At 59.2% G+C, this 14,954-nt stretch carries 12 protein-coding genes; 8 read left to right on the top strand and 4 right to left on the bottom strand.

Going from position 1 to position 14,954, the window contains the following annotated elements; all coding sequences use genetic code 11:
• Positions 1 to 820 (bottom strand): sulfate adenylyltransferase subunit 1 (locus NKJ01_RS23700; protein ID WP_502905898.1); only part of this gene is annotated, 820 nt, incomplete at its 3' end.
• Between the two features lie 1,127 nt (positions 821 to 1,947).
• On the opposite strand from NKJ01_RS23700, the gene NKJ01_RS23695 reads away from it, so the two are divergent.
• Positions 1,948 to 2,577, top strand: coding sequence for a LuxR C-terminal-related transcriptional regulator (locus NKJ01_RS23695; protein ID WP_352731471.1), 630 nt, complete (start codon positions 1,948 to 1,950; stop codon positions 2,575 to 2,577).
• Positions 2,578 to 2,723: 146 nt separating this feature from the next.
• Here the strand turns inward: NKJ01_RS23695 and NKJ01_RS23690 are convergent, their stop codons facing one another.
• A complete protein-coding gene (locus NKJ01_RS23690; RefSeq protein ID WP_352731469.1) occupies positions 2,724 to 3,794 on the bottom strand; it encodes a hypothetical protein in 1,071 nt (356 codons plus the stop codon).
• A 561-nt stretch (positions 3,795 to 4,355) separates the two neighbouring features.
• Here NKJ01_RS23690 and NKJ01_RS23685 point away from each other — a divergent pair.
• Positions 4,356 to 4,943: a sugar transferase gene (locus NKJ01_RS23685; protein WP_352606497.1), complete on the top strand. Its 588-nt coding sequence runs from the start codon at positions 4,356 to 4,358 to the stop codon at positions 4,941 to 4,943.
• 125 nt (positions 4,944 to 5,068) lie between these two features.
• On the opposite strand, the gene NKJ01_RS23680 is transcribed toward NKJ01_RS23685, so the two are convergent.
• A complete protein-coding gene (locus tag NKJ01_RS23680; RefSeq protein ID WP_023756893.1) occupies positions 5,069 to 5,317 on the bottom strand; it encodes a hypothetical protein in 249 nt (82 codons plus the stop codon).
• A gap of 362 nt (positions 5,318 to 5,679) precedes the next feature.
• On the opposite strand from NKJ01_RS23680, the gene NKJ01_RS23675 reads away from it, so the two are divergent.
• The 6 genes from NKJ01_RS23675 to NKJ01_RS23650 all read left to right on the top strand — a co-directional run bounded on the left by NKJ01_RS23675 (position 5,680) and on the right by NKJ01_RS23650 (position 11,424).
• Entirely contained in the window at positions 5,680 to 6,960 is a 1,281-nt protein-coding gene (locus NKJ01_RS23675; RefSeq protein WP_352731466.1) for an O-antigen ligase family protein, read from the top strand.
• A 53-nt stretch (positions 6,961 to 7,013) separates the two neighbouring features.
• Positions 7,014 to 7,847, top strand: a complete 834-nt coding sequence (locus NKJ01_RS23670) for a hypothetical protein (protein ID WP_352731465.1) — start codon at positions 7,014 to 7,016, stop codon at positions 7,845 to 7,847.
• 8 nt (positions 7,848 to 7,855) lie between these two features.
• On the top strand, positions 7,856 to 8,860 hold the full coding sequence (locus NKJ01_RS23665; RefSeq protein ID WP_352731463.1) for a hypothetical protein: 1,005 nt from the start codon (positions 7,856 to 7,858) through the stop codon (positions 8,858 to 8,860).
• 87 nt (positions 8,861 to 8,947) lie between these two features.
• Positions 8,948 to 10,108: a PqqD family peptide modification chaperone gene (locus NKJ01_RS23660; protein ID WP_352731460.1), complete on the top strand. Its 1,161-nt coding sequence runs from the start codon at positions 8,948 to 8,950 to the stop codon at positions 10,106 to 10,108.
• A complete protein-coding gene (locus tag NKJ01_RS23655; RefSeq protein WP_352731457.1) occupies positions 10,108 to 11,100 on the top strand; it encodes a nucleotidyltransferase family protein in 993 nt (330 codons plus the stop codon). Before NKJ01_RS23660 ends, NKJ01_RS23655 begins: the two co-directional genes overlap by 1 nt.
• Before the next feature lie 81 nt (positions 11,101 to 11,181).
• Complete coding sequence (locus NKJ01_RS23650) at positions 11,182 to 11,424, top strand: hypothetical protein (RefSeq protein WP_502905897.1); 243 nt, start codon at positions 11,182 to 11,184, stop codon at positions 11,422 to 11,424.
• Positions 11,425 to 11,703: 279 nt separating this feature from the next.
• On the opposite strand, the gene NKJ01_RS23645 is transcribed toward NKJ01_RS23650, so the two are convergent.
• Positions 11,704 to 14,829 carry an RTX toxin gene (locus NKJ01_RS23645; protein WP_352731455.1) on the bottom strand — a complete coding sequence of 1,042 codons (3,126 nt, stop codon included), beginning with the start codon at positions 14,827 to 14,829 and terminating at the stop codon, positions 11,704 to 11,706.
• Positions 14,830 to 14,954 lie beyond the last annotated feature (125 nt).

The following is a 14,954-nucleotide window of genomic DNA, read 5'->3' as shown; positions in this document are numbered from 1 at the left end:
CGCGCGAAGACTTGCCGGACTTGGCGACAACGATCTCGTCGCCTGACGCAACCGAGCCGGAGGCGATCGTGCCGGCAAAACCGCGAAAGTCGAGATTGGGGCGATTGACATACTGGACCGGAAAGCGGAACGGCAGGTCGACCACCGCTGCATCGACCGACACGGTTTCGAGATGCTCGATCAGCGTCGGCCCGGAATGCCACTCCATGGCGTCCGAGCGGCGGCTGACATTGTCGCCATACCGAGCCGACATCGGGATCGGCACGATGGTCTGGAAGCCGAGATCGCGCGAGAATTGCCGGTAGGCCTCGGTGATGCGTTCGAAGACCGCCTGGTCGAACCCGACCAGATCGATCTTGTTGACGGCCAGCACGATGTGGCGGATGCCGAGCAGCGAGGCGATGATCGAATGGCGCCTGGTCTGGCGCAGCACCCCTTGCCGCGCATCGATCAGCACGATCGCCAGGTCGGCGGTCGAGGCGCCGGTCGCCATGTTGCGGGTGTATTGCTCGTGACCGGGCGTGTCGGCGACGATGAACTTGCGCTTCGGCGTGGCGAAGAAGCGGTAGGCGACGTCGATGGTGATGCCTTGCTCGCGCTCGGCCTCGAGACCGTCGACCAGAAGCGCGAAGTCGATGTCGTCGCCGGTCGTGCCATGCTTGCGCGAATCGCGTTCGAGCGCGGCGAGTTGGTCCTCGAAAATCTGCTTGGTGTCGGAAAGCAGGCGCCCGATCAGCGTCGACTTGCCGTCATCGACCGAACCGCAGGTCAGAAAGCGCAGCAGCGACTTCTTCTCCTGCGCCGCCAGATAATCGCGCACGTTCCTCGCACTGGAAAAGGACAGGTTAAGAATTGCCGTCCGGCGACCCTCATCCACGGCAGTCGGCCGCGATGCAATTCGAAAGGCGGGCCCGCACTTTGCCGGGCGATCCGATCTGGCGTCTGATGGACATGGCCGTCTCCAACCCTATCACCGGCTGTCTTCTCGCGATCTACGCTTCCGCAAGGTCAGGTGAGAAGACTGCTGGATCGTTATACGCTTGGGCGCGCGTCCATGAAATCCCACTATCGCTGCCGCGAGCTCCGATGTGGAAGCTCGTCCGCCGCTGGGCCAAATGTGACCCGTTACGGGTCAGTACGTCTGGCACCGCAATTGCTTTGATAGATGTGTGGGCTGGGGCGAGGGCTCGTCGCCTCGCAAATGGGGTGGCGGGCCTTTAGTCAACGAGGCGTTCTGATGGAGCGGCCCGGCACCCGTTGTTGGGATGGGGCTAGGACACCGGGCCTAACCGACGGGCAGTTTGTGAGAAACGGCGCCGGGGGCTGGGGACTATATGCGCTCACGCCGAACACGCGCAAAGCATACGAACGGAGTACGAGAGCCACAATTCGGGGGTCACCGATAGCCGATAAGCCGGTGAGCACGTTGGTGGTCGAGTCAGAACTGGTCAACCTGCGGTCTCAGTTTGGCCGACCTTGAGTTCTCCTTATTGGTGTTGCGCGACGAAATACAATTATAGGTTGCGAAATTTTCAGGTTATATTAGCTATCTAAGATATAATTACCAAATTGTTAACCAGGATTAATGCGCCTTTTCCACAGCATCGTAGTATGCCTTCCAGGTTGGGTTACCTCCATGGAGCGAGGAAGCCATACGTCCGTGCGTTGGGGCGGCGTATGCCCTACTCCTTGAATCCAATCGTCAGTTAACAACTACGCAACCTGACACATGATGAACGAGCGTACAGTTCACGCTTCTGCCGAATTTTGCGAGAGGGGGCAAAACAAAAGGGAGCGACGGAGAGGAGTAGTAAGGCGATGGGACACCCCCAAATTTCCGATTTTTGGAACGACGCAACAAGACCGATACACAATGGACATCTGCCGGACGCGAATGGTCTTAGCGGGTCCGATCTCGATGAAGGAGGCCCAAGCGAAGGCTTGGTCATGATTGTCGACAAGCGGGCACTCGAACGTGAATGCCTTGCGCGCGGCCTCATCGAACACAATCCCACTTGGCGGGTTAGCGCGGTCGGATCGCTCGACGAAATCCAGCACATTGCCGGGGAAGCGCAGCCGTCCGCGATCCTCGTAATTCTCGGCGCCAGAAAGGTCACGGACCAGAGTGTTCGGGCGGAACTTTCGCACTTCATTTCCGAGTTTGGCACCGTACCCGTAATCGTCGTGGTGGATTCCGACGAGCCGGCGGAGGTTCTCGCTGCTCTCGAATGCGGCGCCCGAGGCTACATTCCTACAAGCGTGAAGGTGAAGGTCGCGGCCGAGGCTATCGGGCTCGCTCGTGCCGGAGGGATCTTTGTCCCCGCCAGCTGCGTGCTGGCTCTTCGAGAGATCATCCACTCGACCACAAACGGGGCCCGTCCGCTCACCGGCATGTTCACCACACGCGAGGCGGCGGTTGTGGAGGCGCTCAGGACAGGCAAGGCGAACAAGATAATTGCTTACGAGCTCAACCTCTGCGAGAGCACCGTCAAGGTGCACATTCGAAATATCATGAAAAAACTCAAGGCTACAAACCGCACCGAGGTAGCGTACAAGCTTAGACAGATGTTGCTTTGAAGCCCGATCGGTCTTTGCCTGGCCGGCTTGGCAATATAAACCGCCGGGCGCGTTAAGGGCGGGACCACGGGTTCGCCGTTCTGGTAAGTTCCGATGATCGATGCTGCCGTCCGCGCCGTGTCGCGAACGCCACGCTGGGCGTGTGCTTAGGCACCAACCGTTGCGGACCCCGCCGTCACGAGAAATCCAATGCTGTCCCGTCCAAGCTCTACGCCACGATATGCTGCTTCGGCAGCCTTCAGCCCTCCCGTCAGTCTGCGGACGATTGGAGCCGATCCGAGTACGTCAAATGGAAGGCCTAGCTGACCACGGGTGAGTCGCTTCGGTGGCCAGACCCTGAGGCCGAAATAGCTCGCGGCAGAGCGATCGATGCCGCCGCTGAACTGCACCAGGAGCGCTTGGCGAGAGTTCCGGGCAATACGGCCCAGGCTGTTAATGTCCATTGAAGGTTTGTCGGACGGTCTCATCGCGACCACGATCACATCCCATGTGCCGTCGGTCAGGAGCATGGGATGCGAAAAAACACTTACTCTCGCCCCGCCCGCGCGTAGCGCCTGCTCAAGGGATGGTGCACAGGGCGTGTCGCAGACGATGGCGAGCCTCGCGGCTCGTTGATCGACACCAGCATCGCTGAGCAAGATGCAGCATAACCGCGCGAATTCCGGCAGCAGGTCTATGGCTGGGTGGCTGAGATTGGGAGCCGCGACTTTGATGCCGGCCTCTTCACAGGCGTCGAAGTCCACAAAGCCCGGCCGAAGCTCCCATGGTTCAGCCATCAGCGAAATCACCGCATGTGAGGGCAAGAGTTCAATGAGAGATCTCGAAATCGGTCCGACCTGGGGACAGCTGGTGACGAGGTCGACGTCCTGCCATTTGCGGCTGCCGATGCGATTCGTCACTTCAATGCGTTCGGAGACTTTAGCGTGTTTGGCAAATGCCAACGTCGCATCTGCGATGGCCGCCAGGCTCGGATGTCTGGAGGTTATGCGGGCGAGCGCAACGACACGGTTGGCATTGGCGAGCGCCGCCGCTGTGGCAGTCACCGCTTGGTATCCTGTCGTAGCGCCAACGACCACGGTGAGGCCGGAGAGATCAAGATCAAGCAAGGCAATTTGCTTGCGCACAATGGCAAGTACTTCGGCAAGCTCGATCTCGCGAATATCACGAGCAAACGACGCCGCGGCAAGATCACGTGGTAAAGGCATCAAGCTGGACACCACGTTGCGCGCTCCACTGTCAAATAAGCCTGAACTGTAAGCCTGGAATGTCCGTTAAGCTGACAAACCGCCCAGGGGGATCTTGTCTCGGCGTGATGCACGTGTATTTCCTGCATTGCTTTGACGGACGCCTTTGCGCCTTGCGCATTTATCAAACGTGGTTCCTGTATCTCCACGAGCGTGACGGCCTGGATTCGGTTGGCACCCTGATCTCCTGGTGGCTGAGCCAGGTCCAATGCAGACTTTGGCAATACAGCCGACCTGCCCGGACTGCTACCGCAGCAAACGGATGCTAGGTGATACGCCGTTTGATCAGAAGGCTTATAGACACCACGCCATCGACGCGCGGGTCAGGCTTAGGAGTAACGAGCACCGGGTACGCCGCTACCTCCTTTGCTTCTCTTGCCAAGAATCCGAAGCCGCTGTGAAGTTGGGCAGCAACACCAACCGCGTTTCTTGGTGAGACCCGTGACAATCAGCGCATTTGACATAAAGCGCCGCAGGCCCAGCACCCGGATCGGCCAAAACCTCCGTCCGCTTGGAGGCCGGCCCAAAAGGATCATGGACATGGCTGTCGCATCGATCGCACTTGTCCTTGCCGCCCCGGTCATGCTGGCGGTTGCCCTTTTGATATTGTTGACTGATGGGGGACCGGCGGTGTTCTCCCACACCAGGGTCGGATTCAATGGCAAGCGCTTCGCCTGCTATAAATTCAGAACCATGGTGGCGAACTCGGAGCGGGTTCTGGCCGACTATCTCGCGAGCAATCCCGAAGCCGCCAAGGAGTGGGAGCAGAATTGGAAAATCAAAAACGACCCGCGCATCACATTCCTGGGGCATATCCTCAGGAAATCGAGCCTGGATGAGCTGCCTCAGCTCATTAACGTGCTGCGTGGCGAGATGAGTTGTGTCGGCCCTCGTCCGGTCGTTCCCGACGAACTGCAACGTTACGGCTCCTGTGCGATCGATTATCTAAAAACCCGGCCGGGGCTAACCGGCCTGTGGCAGGTAAACGGCAGAGACGCGATGGATTATCCCAGTCGTGTCTCCATCGACAGCCGCTATGTGCGGGAATGGTCGCTGTGGGCCGATGTCGTTATCCTCATCCGGACTGTCTTCGCCGTGATGAAATTCGACCATGCGTCTTAAGTAAAGCGCACCGCAAATTCTTGCTCTCATGCATGTCGTTGCCGCAAAGACGCCGGCGGGTCCTGGCGGCAAAACAACGGCGAACAGCTCCGGCGCCGGGGCGCGGAAAATGCAGCCGCGGATCGTCATTGCTCGCGTGACATGCCACGGCGCCAGATGACGCCAAGGACGAGGCCGAGCAAATAGGCGCACTGCAGAACGATTACGAGAAGCAGGATTGAAACCAGGCGGCCCCAGTCAAACCAACTGCCGATGCCGCCTGCAACGACGCCGACCACGAAGGTCACCGCCGTCATGATGATGAGCGCAGCCGCTCGAAAACGAAATCCCAGCAAAATGCCGATCAAGCCGACTGCGACAAGGCCCCAAAGCACGGCGATCTCCTACGGTGTGGAAGACTCAGAAGACTCAAAGTGCCGTACCTGAGTCTCCCACATCTGCGAATCCGTACCAACACCCAATCCGGCTGCACTGACTGGCCGACTGTCGATCAAGTTGTGGGAAATCGCTACACCTCAGCCGCTTTGCACAAAAGACGTAGTGCACCCTGTCCCAATGCACCCTTTTCGCACATTTCCATGTCCATCCGCTGAGCCTAGGCTGCTCGTGAAATAGGTATGCGGAGATTCACCTGCCATGCGGCAGCTTGCCAACAAGGCGCTGTACGTTGCGCATCAGGGCAGAGTTGCGTCGGCACGAAATTCCTAGATCACGCGTTCGGTGTGACATCCCATCTATGCTGCAGGTATCCGTTCTTTTGCTGATCGTGTCCATCTGGTTCCCTGGCGCCACGCGGATTGCCGGAACGGATGGCTCGCTTTCCTTCCTGCTTGCTCTGTTCTGCGCCCTGGTAAGCGTCGGTGCCTATGCCGAAACAGCAAGACGCCTCCATCGGACCGAAGCGGCCCTGGCGACTGCGGTGCTGGCCATATCTGCTTTCATCATGGTTCTGTCCCTACTGTCGATGCTTTACGCCGACAGTCCGATCAGGACGATGCGCGCGGTTTTTGCGCAGGTGTTCGGTTTCGCGATTATTCCAGCAGTCGCAGCGATTTCCACCAGACCGAAGGGTCTCGTGGCAATCGATAGGATAGTGATGGCGATGATCATCATGAGTGTTGCAACTTCCTGTCTAGTCGCAATCGGGCTGGGCGATGCCAGATTTGCCGATCGCGCGGAAGGCTATTTCAAGCACTCTAACCAACTCGGGATCGCCTTGTCGGCTGCTCTGCCGCTTGTCGCCGCGAAGCTGGTCTCATCCCGCAGCCACCGTGTTCTCCTCTTGGGCTGCCTCGTTGCGGTGCTCCTGGGTTTGGTGAAATCGGGTTCAAAGACAAATTTCGTTCTCGGCGTTGCAGGCCTCGGAGCGTTCTTCGGAATATACAGCTTCTATCTGGTCAGAAGAAAGCAGAGCCCAATAGCAGTAATCGCGGGTATGGTTACGGCTCCGATATTGCTGGAAGCGAGCCTGGTGGCATTGCAGTACCTCAATCCACGGGCTTACAATCTGCTCGCCCTCCAATTGTCCGGAGGCGAGGCACATTCGGTCATCTCGCGGCAGCGGCTGTGGTCTATATCGATAGACCTCGGCCTATCGCATCCGTTTATGGGGGTCGGCGCAGGGCAGTGGGTGGGCGATATTGCTCCCCATAGCCACAACCTGTTCATCGACGCCTTTAGAACACTGGGGGTGCCCGGCGTCGGGTTGATGTCAGTGATGGTACTCGTGGTCGTGACATATGTTGTCAGCGCTGTCCTCAGTACATTGCTTGATAAGGACAGGGGGGACCACTCGACGGAAATTAATGTGATGGTGCTCGGAACATCGGTTTCCGTTTTCAACTACATCGCCGCAAACCAGATGAGCGATTCTTTCGGCCCATCAACAGCGCCCTTCTTCTGGCTGCCCTTGGCTTTGCTCATCTTCTACCGCGGCAGGCAACGATCAATGCAGAGCGGGCTTGGTGAGAGCCCAAAGCTATACGCAAGAATTGGAACTCAGCTCTTTCAACATTGAGCTTCCGCCATGTCTCTTTGTCTCCCTAGAACCAACCTCGCCAACCGAGCCCAATGATTCCGCACACGGCTAGCGAGCTGGCGCTAGGCTTGCCGCCAAGCCTTGAAGCACGCGCGCCTCAAACAGACATTCGATTCGTCGAATTCTTTGGTCTCCCTGGGATCGGAAAGACAACCGCTTCCACCTTGTTGGCGAACGACTTGCGACGGTGCGGCCCGCTGGCAGGCGATGTGAGAATAGCGTGGGAGACAAGAACGTTCATCGACCGCCAGATCCACAGGATCGGTATTGTTGCCCCGAGATTCAAGGACCGTCAGTTTCGCTCGTTGCTCGCCCGAATTGCACGTTTTGTCATCGAGAGTGGCCAATCGTCGTTTGTCGATGCAATCAGGGTTATTTGGAACCTTTCCGTTTTGGTTGCCTATATCCAAACCGAAAGGCAGGGAAAGAATACTATCACTATTATGGATCAGGGGCTGCTGCAGGGATTCCTCTCAATATCGCTTAAGGCTAAGCATCGGGCAACTTCGGAGAGCTGGATTGACATCTTGTTCGCCATTGGCGTGCATGACATGATTTTTGTCCATCTGCGCGGCGAGATCGGCCTAGCACGAAATCGACTTCTGAAAAGGGGCGATCGGTCCTCGCGGATGCAAAGGGCATCTCCTGATTGCGGCGGTCATCTCTGGTCGGCTGCGGACTGTGCTTGCCGCCAGATTGCGGCCGATCTTGAGAGGGGAATGGAAACGGAAGATCACGTCGGCGTGCTGGCGGCGGTCGACGTGGAAAGGTTGGCATCGCCCGAAGATGTCGCCGAAAGGGTTCTGGAGGCGGTGCTTTTGGCCTGTCTCGAACGGCGTCGGCTGGGCGATCCGGCAGGTCAATGAGCACCACAATGAACCGCCGATCATTCATGGGCGTCGCCGGCCTGTATCCCCTGATCGCCCTGTTGCCGGGCTTGGGCAGAGCGCAAGGGGGACATACGCCAAAAGGCAAGGAATTCGTCCTGGCAGGTGCCTATAGATTCGAACAGCAATCGATTAAGAACCTCGAGCCGGGAGCAACAATCGACGCTCGAAATGCTTCCTTCACGGTTGCCAACAGCAGAAATAGCGATCCCAGCGCGATGACGGGATGCGACGAGGGGCCGTTGCCCGTCAATCGCTATCCCCTCGTCATCCGCAACTGCCCCGGCGTTCGCCTTATCGGAGGGCGCTTCGATGGTCAGGTGCCGCTAACGTCTGATTGGCGCGACACCTATTGCAACAGCGCCGCTCTGCTTGTCAGGGACGGAACCACCGACGCGACAATAGAGGGTATCCGTGCGCGTCGCTGCTGGGATGGCATTCGTTTCGCCGAGCACGCCGACGGCTTTCGGCTAAAAGGCTGCTGGCTCAGCGAAATCAGGGATGATGCGGTGGAGAACGACTATCTCCTCAGCGGCATCGTTGAAGACTGCCTGTTCGACGGATGTTTCTCAGGGATCAGCCTGGATCCTGCATCAAACGAACGGGACGGAACAGGCCAAACCGTGCGGATCGACAGATCCCTCATTCGTATGCACGCCTTTCTCTCCAAGGGCGAAATCACACATCAGGCGCCGATCAAAGCTGTCGACCAGTCACCCAGGTTGCGGATTACGGAATCGGTTTTTGCGTTGGCTGCGGCTAACATGCGTGGATTCCGTCGCTTGGAAAGAACATGGCGGCTGACGATTGAAAGTCGCGACAATGTGTTGCTGTGGCTGCCCGACGCGCCAATACCCTCCGCGTTTCCGCTGCCGCCGTCTGGTTTCAGAATGCTGACCGGCGCCGACGCCCGGAGGTACTGGAGCAGGGCGCACCTTCAATGGATCGCAGCGCATCAGAACGTGGCCAGGTTTTCCGACGAAGTGCTGTGAGAACTCGCAGCCCTCGGTGACGATAATGCATGTTGCTCGCCCATCGAACACACCCGCTTTGCCATAACAGCTTGGACCGTCACCGCGATGAATCAGCACGAGGCAATTGACAGAACTGCGACACCGCGCCTCGCCGATCACAGTCCTGCGACCTTTATAGTCCAAGGACGGTTGGTACGCGTCAGGGAAAGAAACGTCCTGTTCAGCCCGACAAACCAGGCCATTTTCGCCATCAACGACACTGCTGCCGACATCTGGCGCTGTCTGGAAGAAGGCATGGCACCGCAAGCCATCTCGGTCGAGATGGTGCGCAGGGGCGTTGAAAGGCTTGAGGCAAACAGGCATGTCGAGGCGGCGCTCGCGGACTGGCAGCGGCTTAGCCTGATACGGCCCCGCGTGCCCGTGTCTCCGTCAGGAGCTCAGGAACTCGTGAGCCAGGTGGTCGCCGTTGCGGGCCTCAACATACGGATCGTCTATCCAGCAGCCTACGCATTCCCCGCAATCACCGTATTTCGGCATCTTGAGGTTCGAAGTGAGGCTGCAGACGTTCTACTCGAGGTAGTTGAGCACGATGGACGGACCCATCTGTTCCGGGATGGCAACTGGATTCTGTCCTGCCCTGCCGACGAACTAGCGGTCACGCTGAAAGGACAATTGCTGAACGAGGTTCTCGATCACGGCGTCTATGAACTTGCTCTCCATGCGGCGGGCCTTTTCAGCAATGAACGTATGGTCCTTCTTTGCGGCAATCCGGGCGCGGGCAAGACAACACTGACTTTGGCATTGGTCCATGCAGGATTCGGCTTTGCCGCTGATGATGTTACTCTGCTGGACTCCAGGGGGCGCGGCGTTGGCCTGCCGTTTGCCTGCGCGGTCAAGGCGGGGGCATGGCCGCTTCTGGCCGAATACTGCCCCGATCTCGACGACGCTCCAGTCTGCCGCCGGCCCGATCGTAGGCGTGTGCGGTTTGCCGTGCCCAAGGCGTCGGCGCCACTGGCACTTTCTCCCCTGCCCATCGGCAGTGTGGTCCTGCTGCGTCGAGGCCACGGTTCGAAGGCTTGCCTGGAACCGGTCGATCCTGCTAACGCATTGCGCGGCCTTCTCAACGGCGCGCTTGCACCCGGCGGAAAGCTGAGTGGCACCGCGTTCGAAGTTCTGACCCAACTCATCGGATCGGCCGAGACCTATCGCCTGAACTATTCGAAGCTTGATGATGCGGTACAACTTATTTCGCAAGCGTGCCGATGATGAGCAGGGGCAACGCGCTTGAGGCGTTGATCGCCGGACTTCGCGGCAGTCCGACTGACAGGGCCGATTGGCAGGCCGTGATTGCTTTGGCAAATCACACTCTGCTCACACCCGATTTGTTTTCCTCCCTCGCGCGCGCCGGACAAATCCAACAGCTCCCGCAGGACGTGCGTGAGTATCTTCGGTTCGTTCACGACTGCAATCGGGAACGGAACCTGCGCTTGCGTTCGCAATTGCGTGAAGCCGTTGCGGCCCTCAACGGCAGCGATATCGTTCCGCTCCTGCTCAAGGGTGCCATTCCCTTGTTCCTTTCACCGGCCGGCCGGATTCCCAGCAGGATGACGAGCGACCTTGATCTAGCTGTGAATCCGCGCCAGGAGACGGTCGCCAGAGCCTGTCTTGAAGAGCTTGGCTACGTCGATGTGGCGGGCGCTCGAGGCATGGCCCGCCAGCAGGACGCCGGAATGCTGGAGCTCCGCTCGAGCCGAGCGAACGGCTGTCACCCCCCCAAGCTTGTTCAGCGAGACGGCCTTCGGGTGAAAATTCCTACCGCTCAGTCTCGCGCCATGCACTGGATGGTGCACGATCTTCTCAAGGAAGGAGATTACTGGCGCGGAAGGATAGATCTCAGGCACCTTCATGATCTGGCACGATTGGCGGAAAGCGATGACGTGGATTGGATCTCACTGCAACAATCCATGTCGGATGGAACCGCCCGTAATGCGCTCGACACCCAGCTCCTGGCCATGCATCATTTCTTTGGAACCAGAATCCCCGCAAAATGTGCACAACGCCGGATGGTCCGTATCCAGCACTGGAGACGCATCTTCACGGCGACCCACCCCGTCGTCGGAGCGCCGCTGCGCTTGGCCGGCAATTTGATGTGGGGGACATGGCGGTTCTCACGCGGCTACGGCTTGGTACGACGTGGGCCGTCGGACTTCTTACGTCGCATTGCTCGCACGCTTTTCAACCCTCGCACCAAAATCTAAGCCTTTTGGAGAACTAGTGCCTCCGGGTCACAAAGCATAAGCTCAATCTGCAAATTTGAGACGGTTGTGGAGAGGTTTGACATGTCAACTGAACGCACAAAAAGCTCAGAACGGACTCAGGAGAACCTGGTCTCGGAAGCTCAGGCACGCCGCGACTTTCTCAAGAAGGCGGGGCGTTTTGCGGCAGTTACGCCGCCGGCTGTGACGCTTTTGCTCGGCACGAGTTTGAACTCCAAGGCGATTGCCAAATCGGGCGGATCACGCCCGGGCAATGGTTGGGGAGACAAGAACCACATCCACTCCGGTCCTCCCGGGCAGGCGTAAGCTCTTCGAGCATCGTGGTCGCTGAAAACAACGTTGTGAGAGCGTAAGCCTGTCATTTGAAAGCCCGGACCACTTGCGGCACTTTTATGTGCCGCAAGTGGTCCGGGCTTTTCTTTGCCGGCGGCTGCCGGCTCACGGGTCCGAACTTCAAATCAGTGCGGCAAAAAAATTTATCGGGGTTTTCAAACGAAAAGAAAGCCCCGGCACCAACCTCGCTCTGTGCTCGCCGGTTTCGCCGGGCATGACGAGGTCCGGTGGTCTGAAATACGCCGTGCAGGATCAGGCGAGCAGCCAATCATTAATATGGAATTCATAGATCTTGCCATCGTTCTCGGTCGGATGGGAGTCATTGTCGATGCCGCGATCGGTGATGTACAGGCTCATACTATGGCTTGGATCGTCGCTGCTTGGCGCCAGCGCCATCCCCGACGGTTTGTGCGCATGGGCTGCGGAGATATCGAGCGTGCCCAATAACTGCCCGGTAGGCGTTACCATTGCCACCGACTTTGCCGACGCAATGATATAAAGGAGATCGTGGACTGAATCGTACGCAATACTTTCGTCGCCAGGGGTCCCCAGCGCACGCGCAGAAAAACTCGTGACCACGTCGTCGCCGCCCGTGCTCGGGACACCATCGAATTTGCCATTCGGACCCGCAGCGATGGTGTAAATCGTCTGGGTTGTGCCGTCGGCGACATATAGGACTCCGCGTTTTGTATCATACGCAATCCCCTCGGGGTCCGTGCTGCCGAATGCGGCCGTCTTGAATGAGGTCACAAGGTCGTCCGACGTGTTGTAAAGTCCGTCCCGTCCGGGGTTGAGTTCGTATACGCTCTTTGTGCCAGTGTCGTCCGTGAAGAAGAGATGGTGGTTGGTGGGATTGTAGGCGATCCCCGACGGCTCATCGGAAAAATTGATCGTCGTGAGCGTGCCCGCCAGGGTGCCGTTCAGATTCATTTGGTAGAGATTCTTGCCGGTAAAGATGGACATTTCGTCAACTTCACTATCGGCAACCAACAGCGTGTCGAGATGAGAAATATAGACGAGATCCGTGGGATCGGGGCTCGGTGGCGACCACAGCGAAGTGAGGATGGTGTGTGCCAGGGTCACCGACGTCGGCAGTTGGTTGGCCGTGACGTTGACGTTAAAGGTGTGGATATCGGTGCTGCCATCGGACGAGGTTGCGATCACATTAAAGTTGACCGAAGGCTCCGACGTCGCATTGAGCGTGCCCGTACCCGAGCGCGTGATGACGCCGGTGCTGGCGTTGATGGCGAAGCGCGAGTCGCTGATGCTGTAAGTAATTGCCGAGCCGGCATCGGGATCCGTGGCCGAGGCGGTGATGCCGATTGTTGTGCCGGCGGCGGCGTACTGGGCAATCTGGTTGGCGGCGGCGTTGGCGTCGGCCGGGGTGTTGAAGGCCACCGGCTCAGCGCTGTTGAGGACGGCGAGACTGAAGGCCTGGTTGGCGGTGCCTCCGTCGGACGAGGTTGCCGTCACTGTCAGATTGATCGACGGCTGGGTCTCGAAGTCGAGCGTGCCGTTGGCCGAGCGCGTGATGACGCCGCTGCTGGCATTGATGGCGAAGCGCGAGTCATTGATGCTGTAGGTGACGGTCGAGCCGGCATCGGGATCCGTGGCCGAGGCGGTGATCCCGGTGGATGCACCAGCCGCGGCAAGCTCGGCGATCTGGTTGGCGGCGGCGTTGGCGTCGGCCGGGGAGTTGAAGGCCACCGGCAGTTGGTTGGCCGTGACGTTGACGGCGAAGGCGTGGGTATCGGCACTGCCGTCGGCCGAGGTGGCCGTGACGGTGAGGTTGATCGACGGCTCCGACGTCGCGTTGAGCATGCCGGTGCTTGAGCGCGTGATGACGCCGCTGCTGGCATTGATGGCGAAGCGCGAGTCGCTGATGCTGTATGTGACCGTCGAGCCGGCATCCGGATCCGTGGCCGAGGCGGTGATCCCGACCGCCGTGCCGGCGGCGGCGTTCTGGGCAACCTGGTTGGCGGCGGCGTTGGCGTCGGCCGGAGTGTTGAAGGCCACCGGCTCAGCGCTATTGAGGACGGCGAGACTGAAGGACTGGTTGGCGATGCTTCCGTCGGACGAGGTTGCCGTCACTGTCAGATTGATCGACGGCTGGGTCTCGAAGTCGAGCGTGCCGTTGGCCGAGCGCGTGATGACGCCGCTGCTGGCATTGATGGCGAAGCGCGAGTCATCGATGCTGTAGGTGACGGTCGAGCCGGCATCGGGATCCGTGGCCGAGGCGGTGATCCCGGTGGATGCACCAGCCGCGGCAAGCTCGGCGATCTGGTTGGCGGCAGCGTTGGCGTCGGCCGGGGTGTTGAAGGTCACCGGACTGCTGGATCCTGGAAGCAGATATTCGACGTGCAGCAGCGGAGCGCTGGCCGGTGAGTATTCGTAGGAATCGGCTGTGCGCGTGCCGGTGCCGGTGACCACAAATGCCATGTCGTTCAGCGCAGCCCAGCCCGAGCGGTTGATAATCTCCTGCACGATCGCCGACAGGTCCGGCGAGCGCTCGGTCGGCCCTTGCTCGCCTACCGTGTTCCACGGGTCCGGCGTCCAGGCCGCGGACGCGTCCGTCGTCGCGCGTGAGGACACGTCGAAGCTGACGCTGGTGAAGGCGCTCGCGTCGTCGGTATCTTCGCCCTTGATCAGCAGCGAGGTCACGCCGGTCTTCACCTCATTGGCCTGGAACTGGATATAGGCGCCGGTAATGATGGCGCCTTGCGGGATGTCGATCGCGGTGAAGCGGATGCCTACCGTCTGTCGGGTGCTGCTGTCATAGCCCAGCTCCAGGTCATTTATGTTAGTCGAGATCGAACCCGAACCCTTCTCCTCGACATCGTCGCCGGCGGTCGCCACCCTTGTCTCGAAGATCGGGTCGATTGCATTCGAGGCGGCGGCGAGGAGACTGCTGGAGGTGGCCGCGGCGCCCGTCGAGACCGTGCCGAGGTCAGCAACTGTTTCAGGGGTGGTGGCGGCATAGGTGACTTGGCTGTCGGCATGGCCCGTTGTCGCGTCCTGCCACAAATCGAGAAAGCTGCTGTCCAGATGAATGCCAACTCCGCCTGCCGCCTCGGCCGGTCCGCTGAGGTTCAATCCGCCATCGCTCCCCGATGTCGGAGTGATCCCATCCGCGGAAATGAGATCGAGGCTGTTCGCAGCGCGATCCAATCCGTGACTGTGAATCCCCTTGCCGGTTTCAGCAGCAGGTTCGTCGCTCAGATCGGAGATCTCGCCAGTCTTCTCGTTGCCGCTCACGCTTCCGATTGGCAGCATCAAATTGTCGATGTTCAGCCAGTCGCCTTTGATGCCGGAGTCAATGCCGGAGTCCGTCAGCAAGAGTTTCGCGTCAGTCCAGGGAAGCCCAGCCAGTTTTGCCATGTCGAATTTCCTCTCCATATTTCTCGACTAAAATCGGAATCTCGACGTGTCCGACGAGGGGGCGGTTCCGACCCCAGATCGAGCATGGCGACGGGTAACGTTGACATGAAAGCCGTCGCCCGCAA

This window comes from Mesorhizobium sp. M0276, from assembly GCF_040321755.1.
Lineage (GTDB): Bacteria > Pseudomonadota > Alphaproteobacteria > Rhizobiales > Rhizobiaceae > Mesorhizobium.
Note: the sequence above shows the minus strand (reverse complement) of the source record. Positions and strands in the feature narration are given on the sequence as shown.

Coding starts and splice junctions, on each gene's coding strand:
- NKJ01_RS23665 (WP_352731463.1), top strand. CDS start 7,856: ATGAACCGCCGATCATTCATGGGCGTCGCCGGCCTGTATCCCCTGATC.
- NKJ01_RS23650 (WP_502905897.1), top strand. CDS start 11,182: ATGTCAACTGAACGCACAAAAAGCTCAGAACGGACTCAGGAGAACCTG.
- NKJ01_RS23645 (WP_352731455.1), bottom strand. CDS start 14,829: ATGGCAAAACTGGCTGGGCTTCCCTGGACTGACGCGAAACTCTTGCTG.
- NKJ01_RS23660 (WP_352731460.1), top strand. CDS start 8,948: ATGAATCAGCACGAGGCAATTGACAGAACTGCGACACCGCGCCTCGCC.
- NKJ01_RS23685 (WP_352606497.1), top strand. CDS start 4,356: ATGGACATGGCTGTCGCATCGATCGCACTTGTCCTTGCCGCCCCGGTC.
- NKJ01_RS23675 (WP_352731466.1), top strand. CDS start 5,680: ATGCTGCAGGTATCCGTTCTTTTGCTGATCGTGTCCATCTGGTTCCCT.
- NKJ01_RS23695 (WP_352731471.1), top strand. CDS start 1,948: ATGATTGTCGACAAGCGGGCACTCGAACGTGAATGCCTTGCGCGCGGC.
- NKJ01_RS23670 (WP_352731465.1), top strand. CDS start 7,014: ATGATTCCGCACACGGCTAGCGAGCTGGCGCTAGGCTTGCCGCCAAGC.
- NKJ01_RS23655 (WP_352731457.1), top strand. CDS start 10,108: ATGAGCAGGGGCAACGCGCTTGAGGCGTTGATCGCCGGACTTCGCGGC.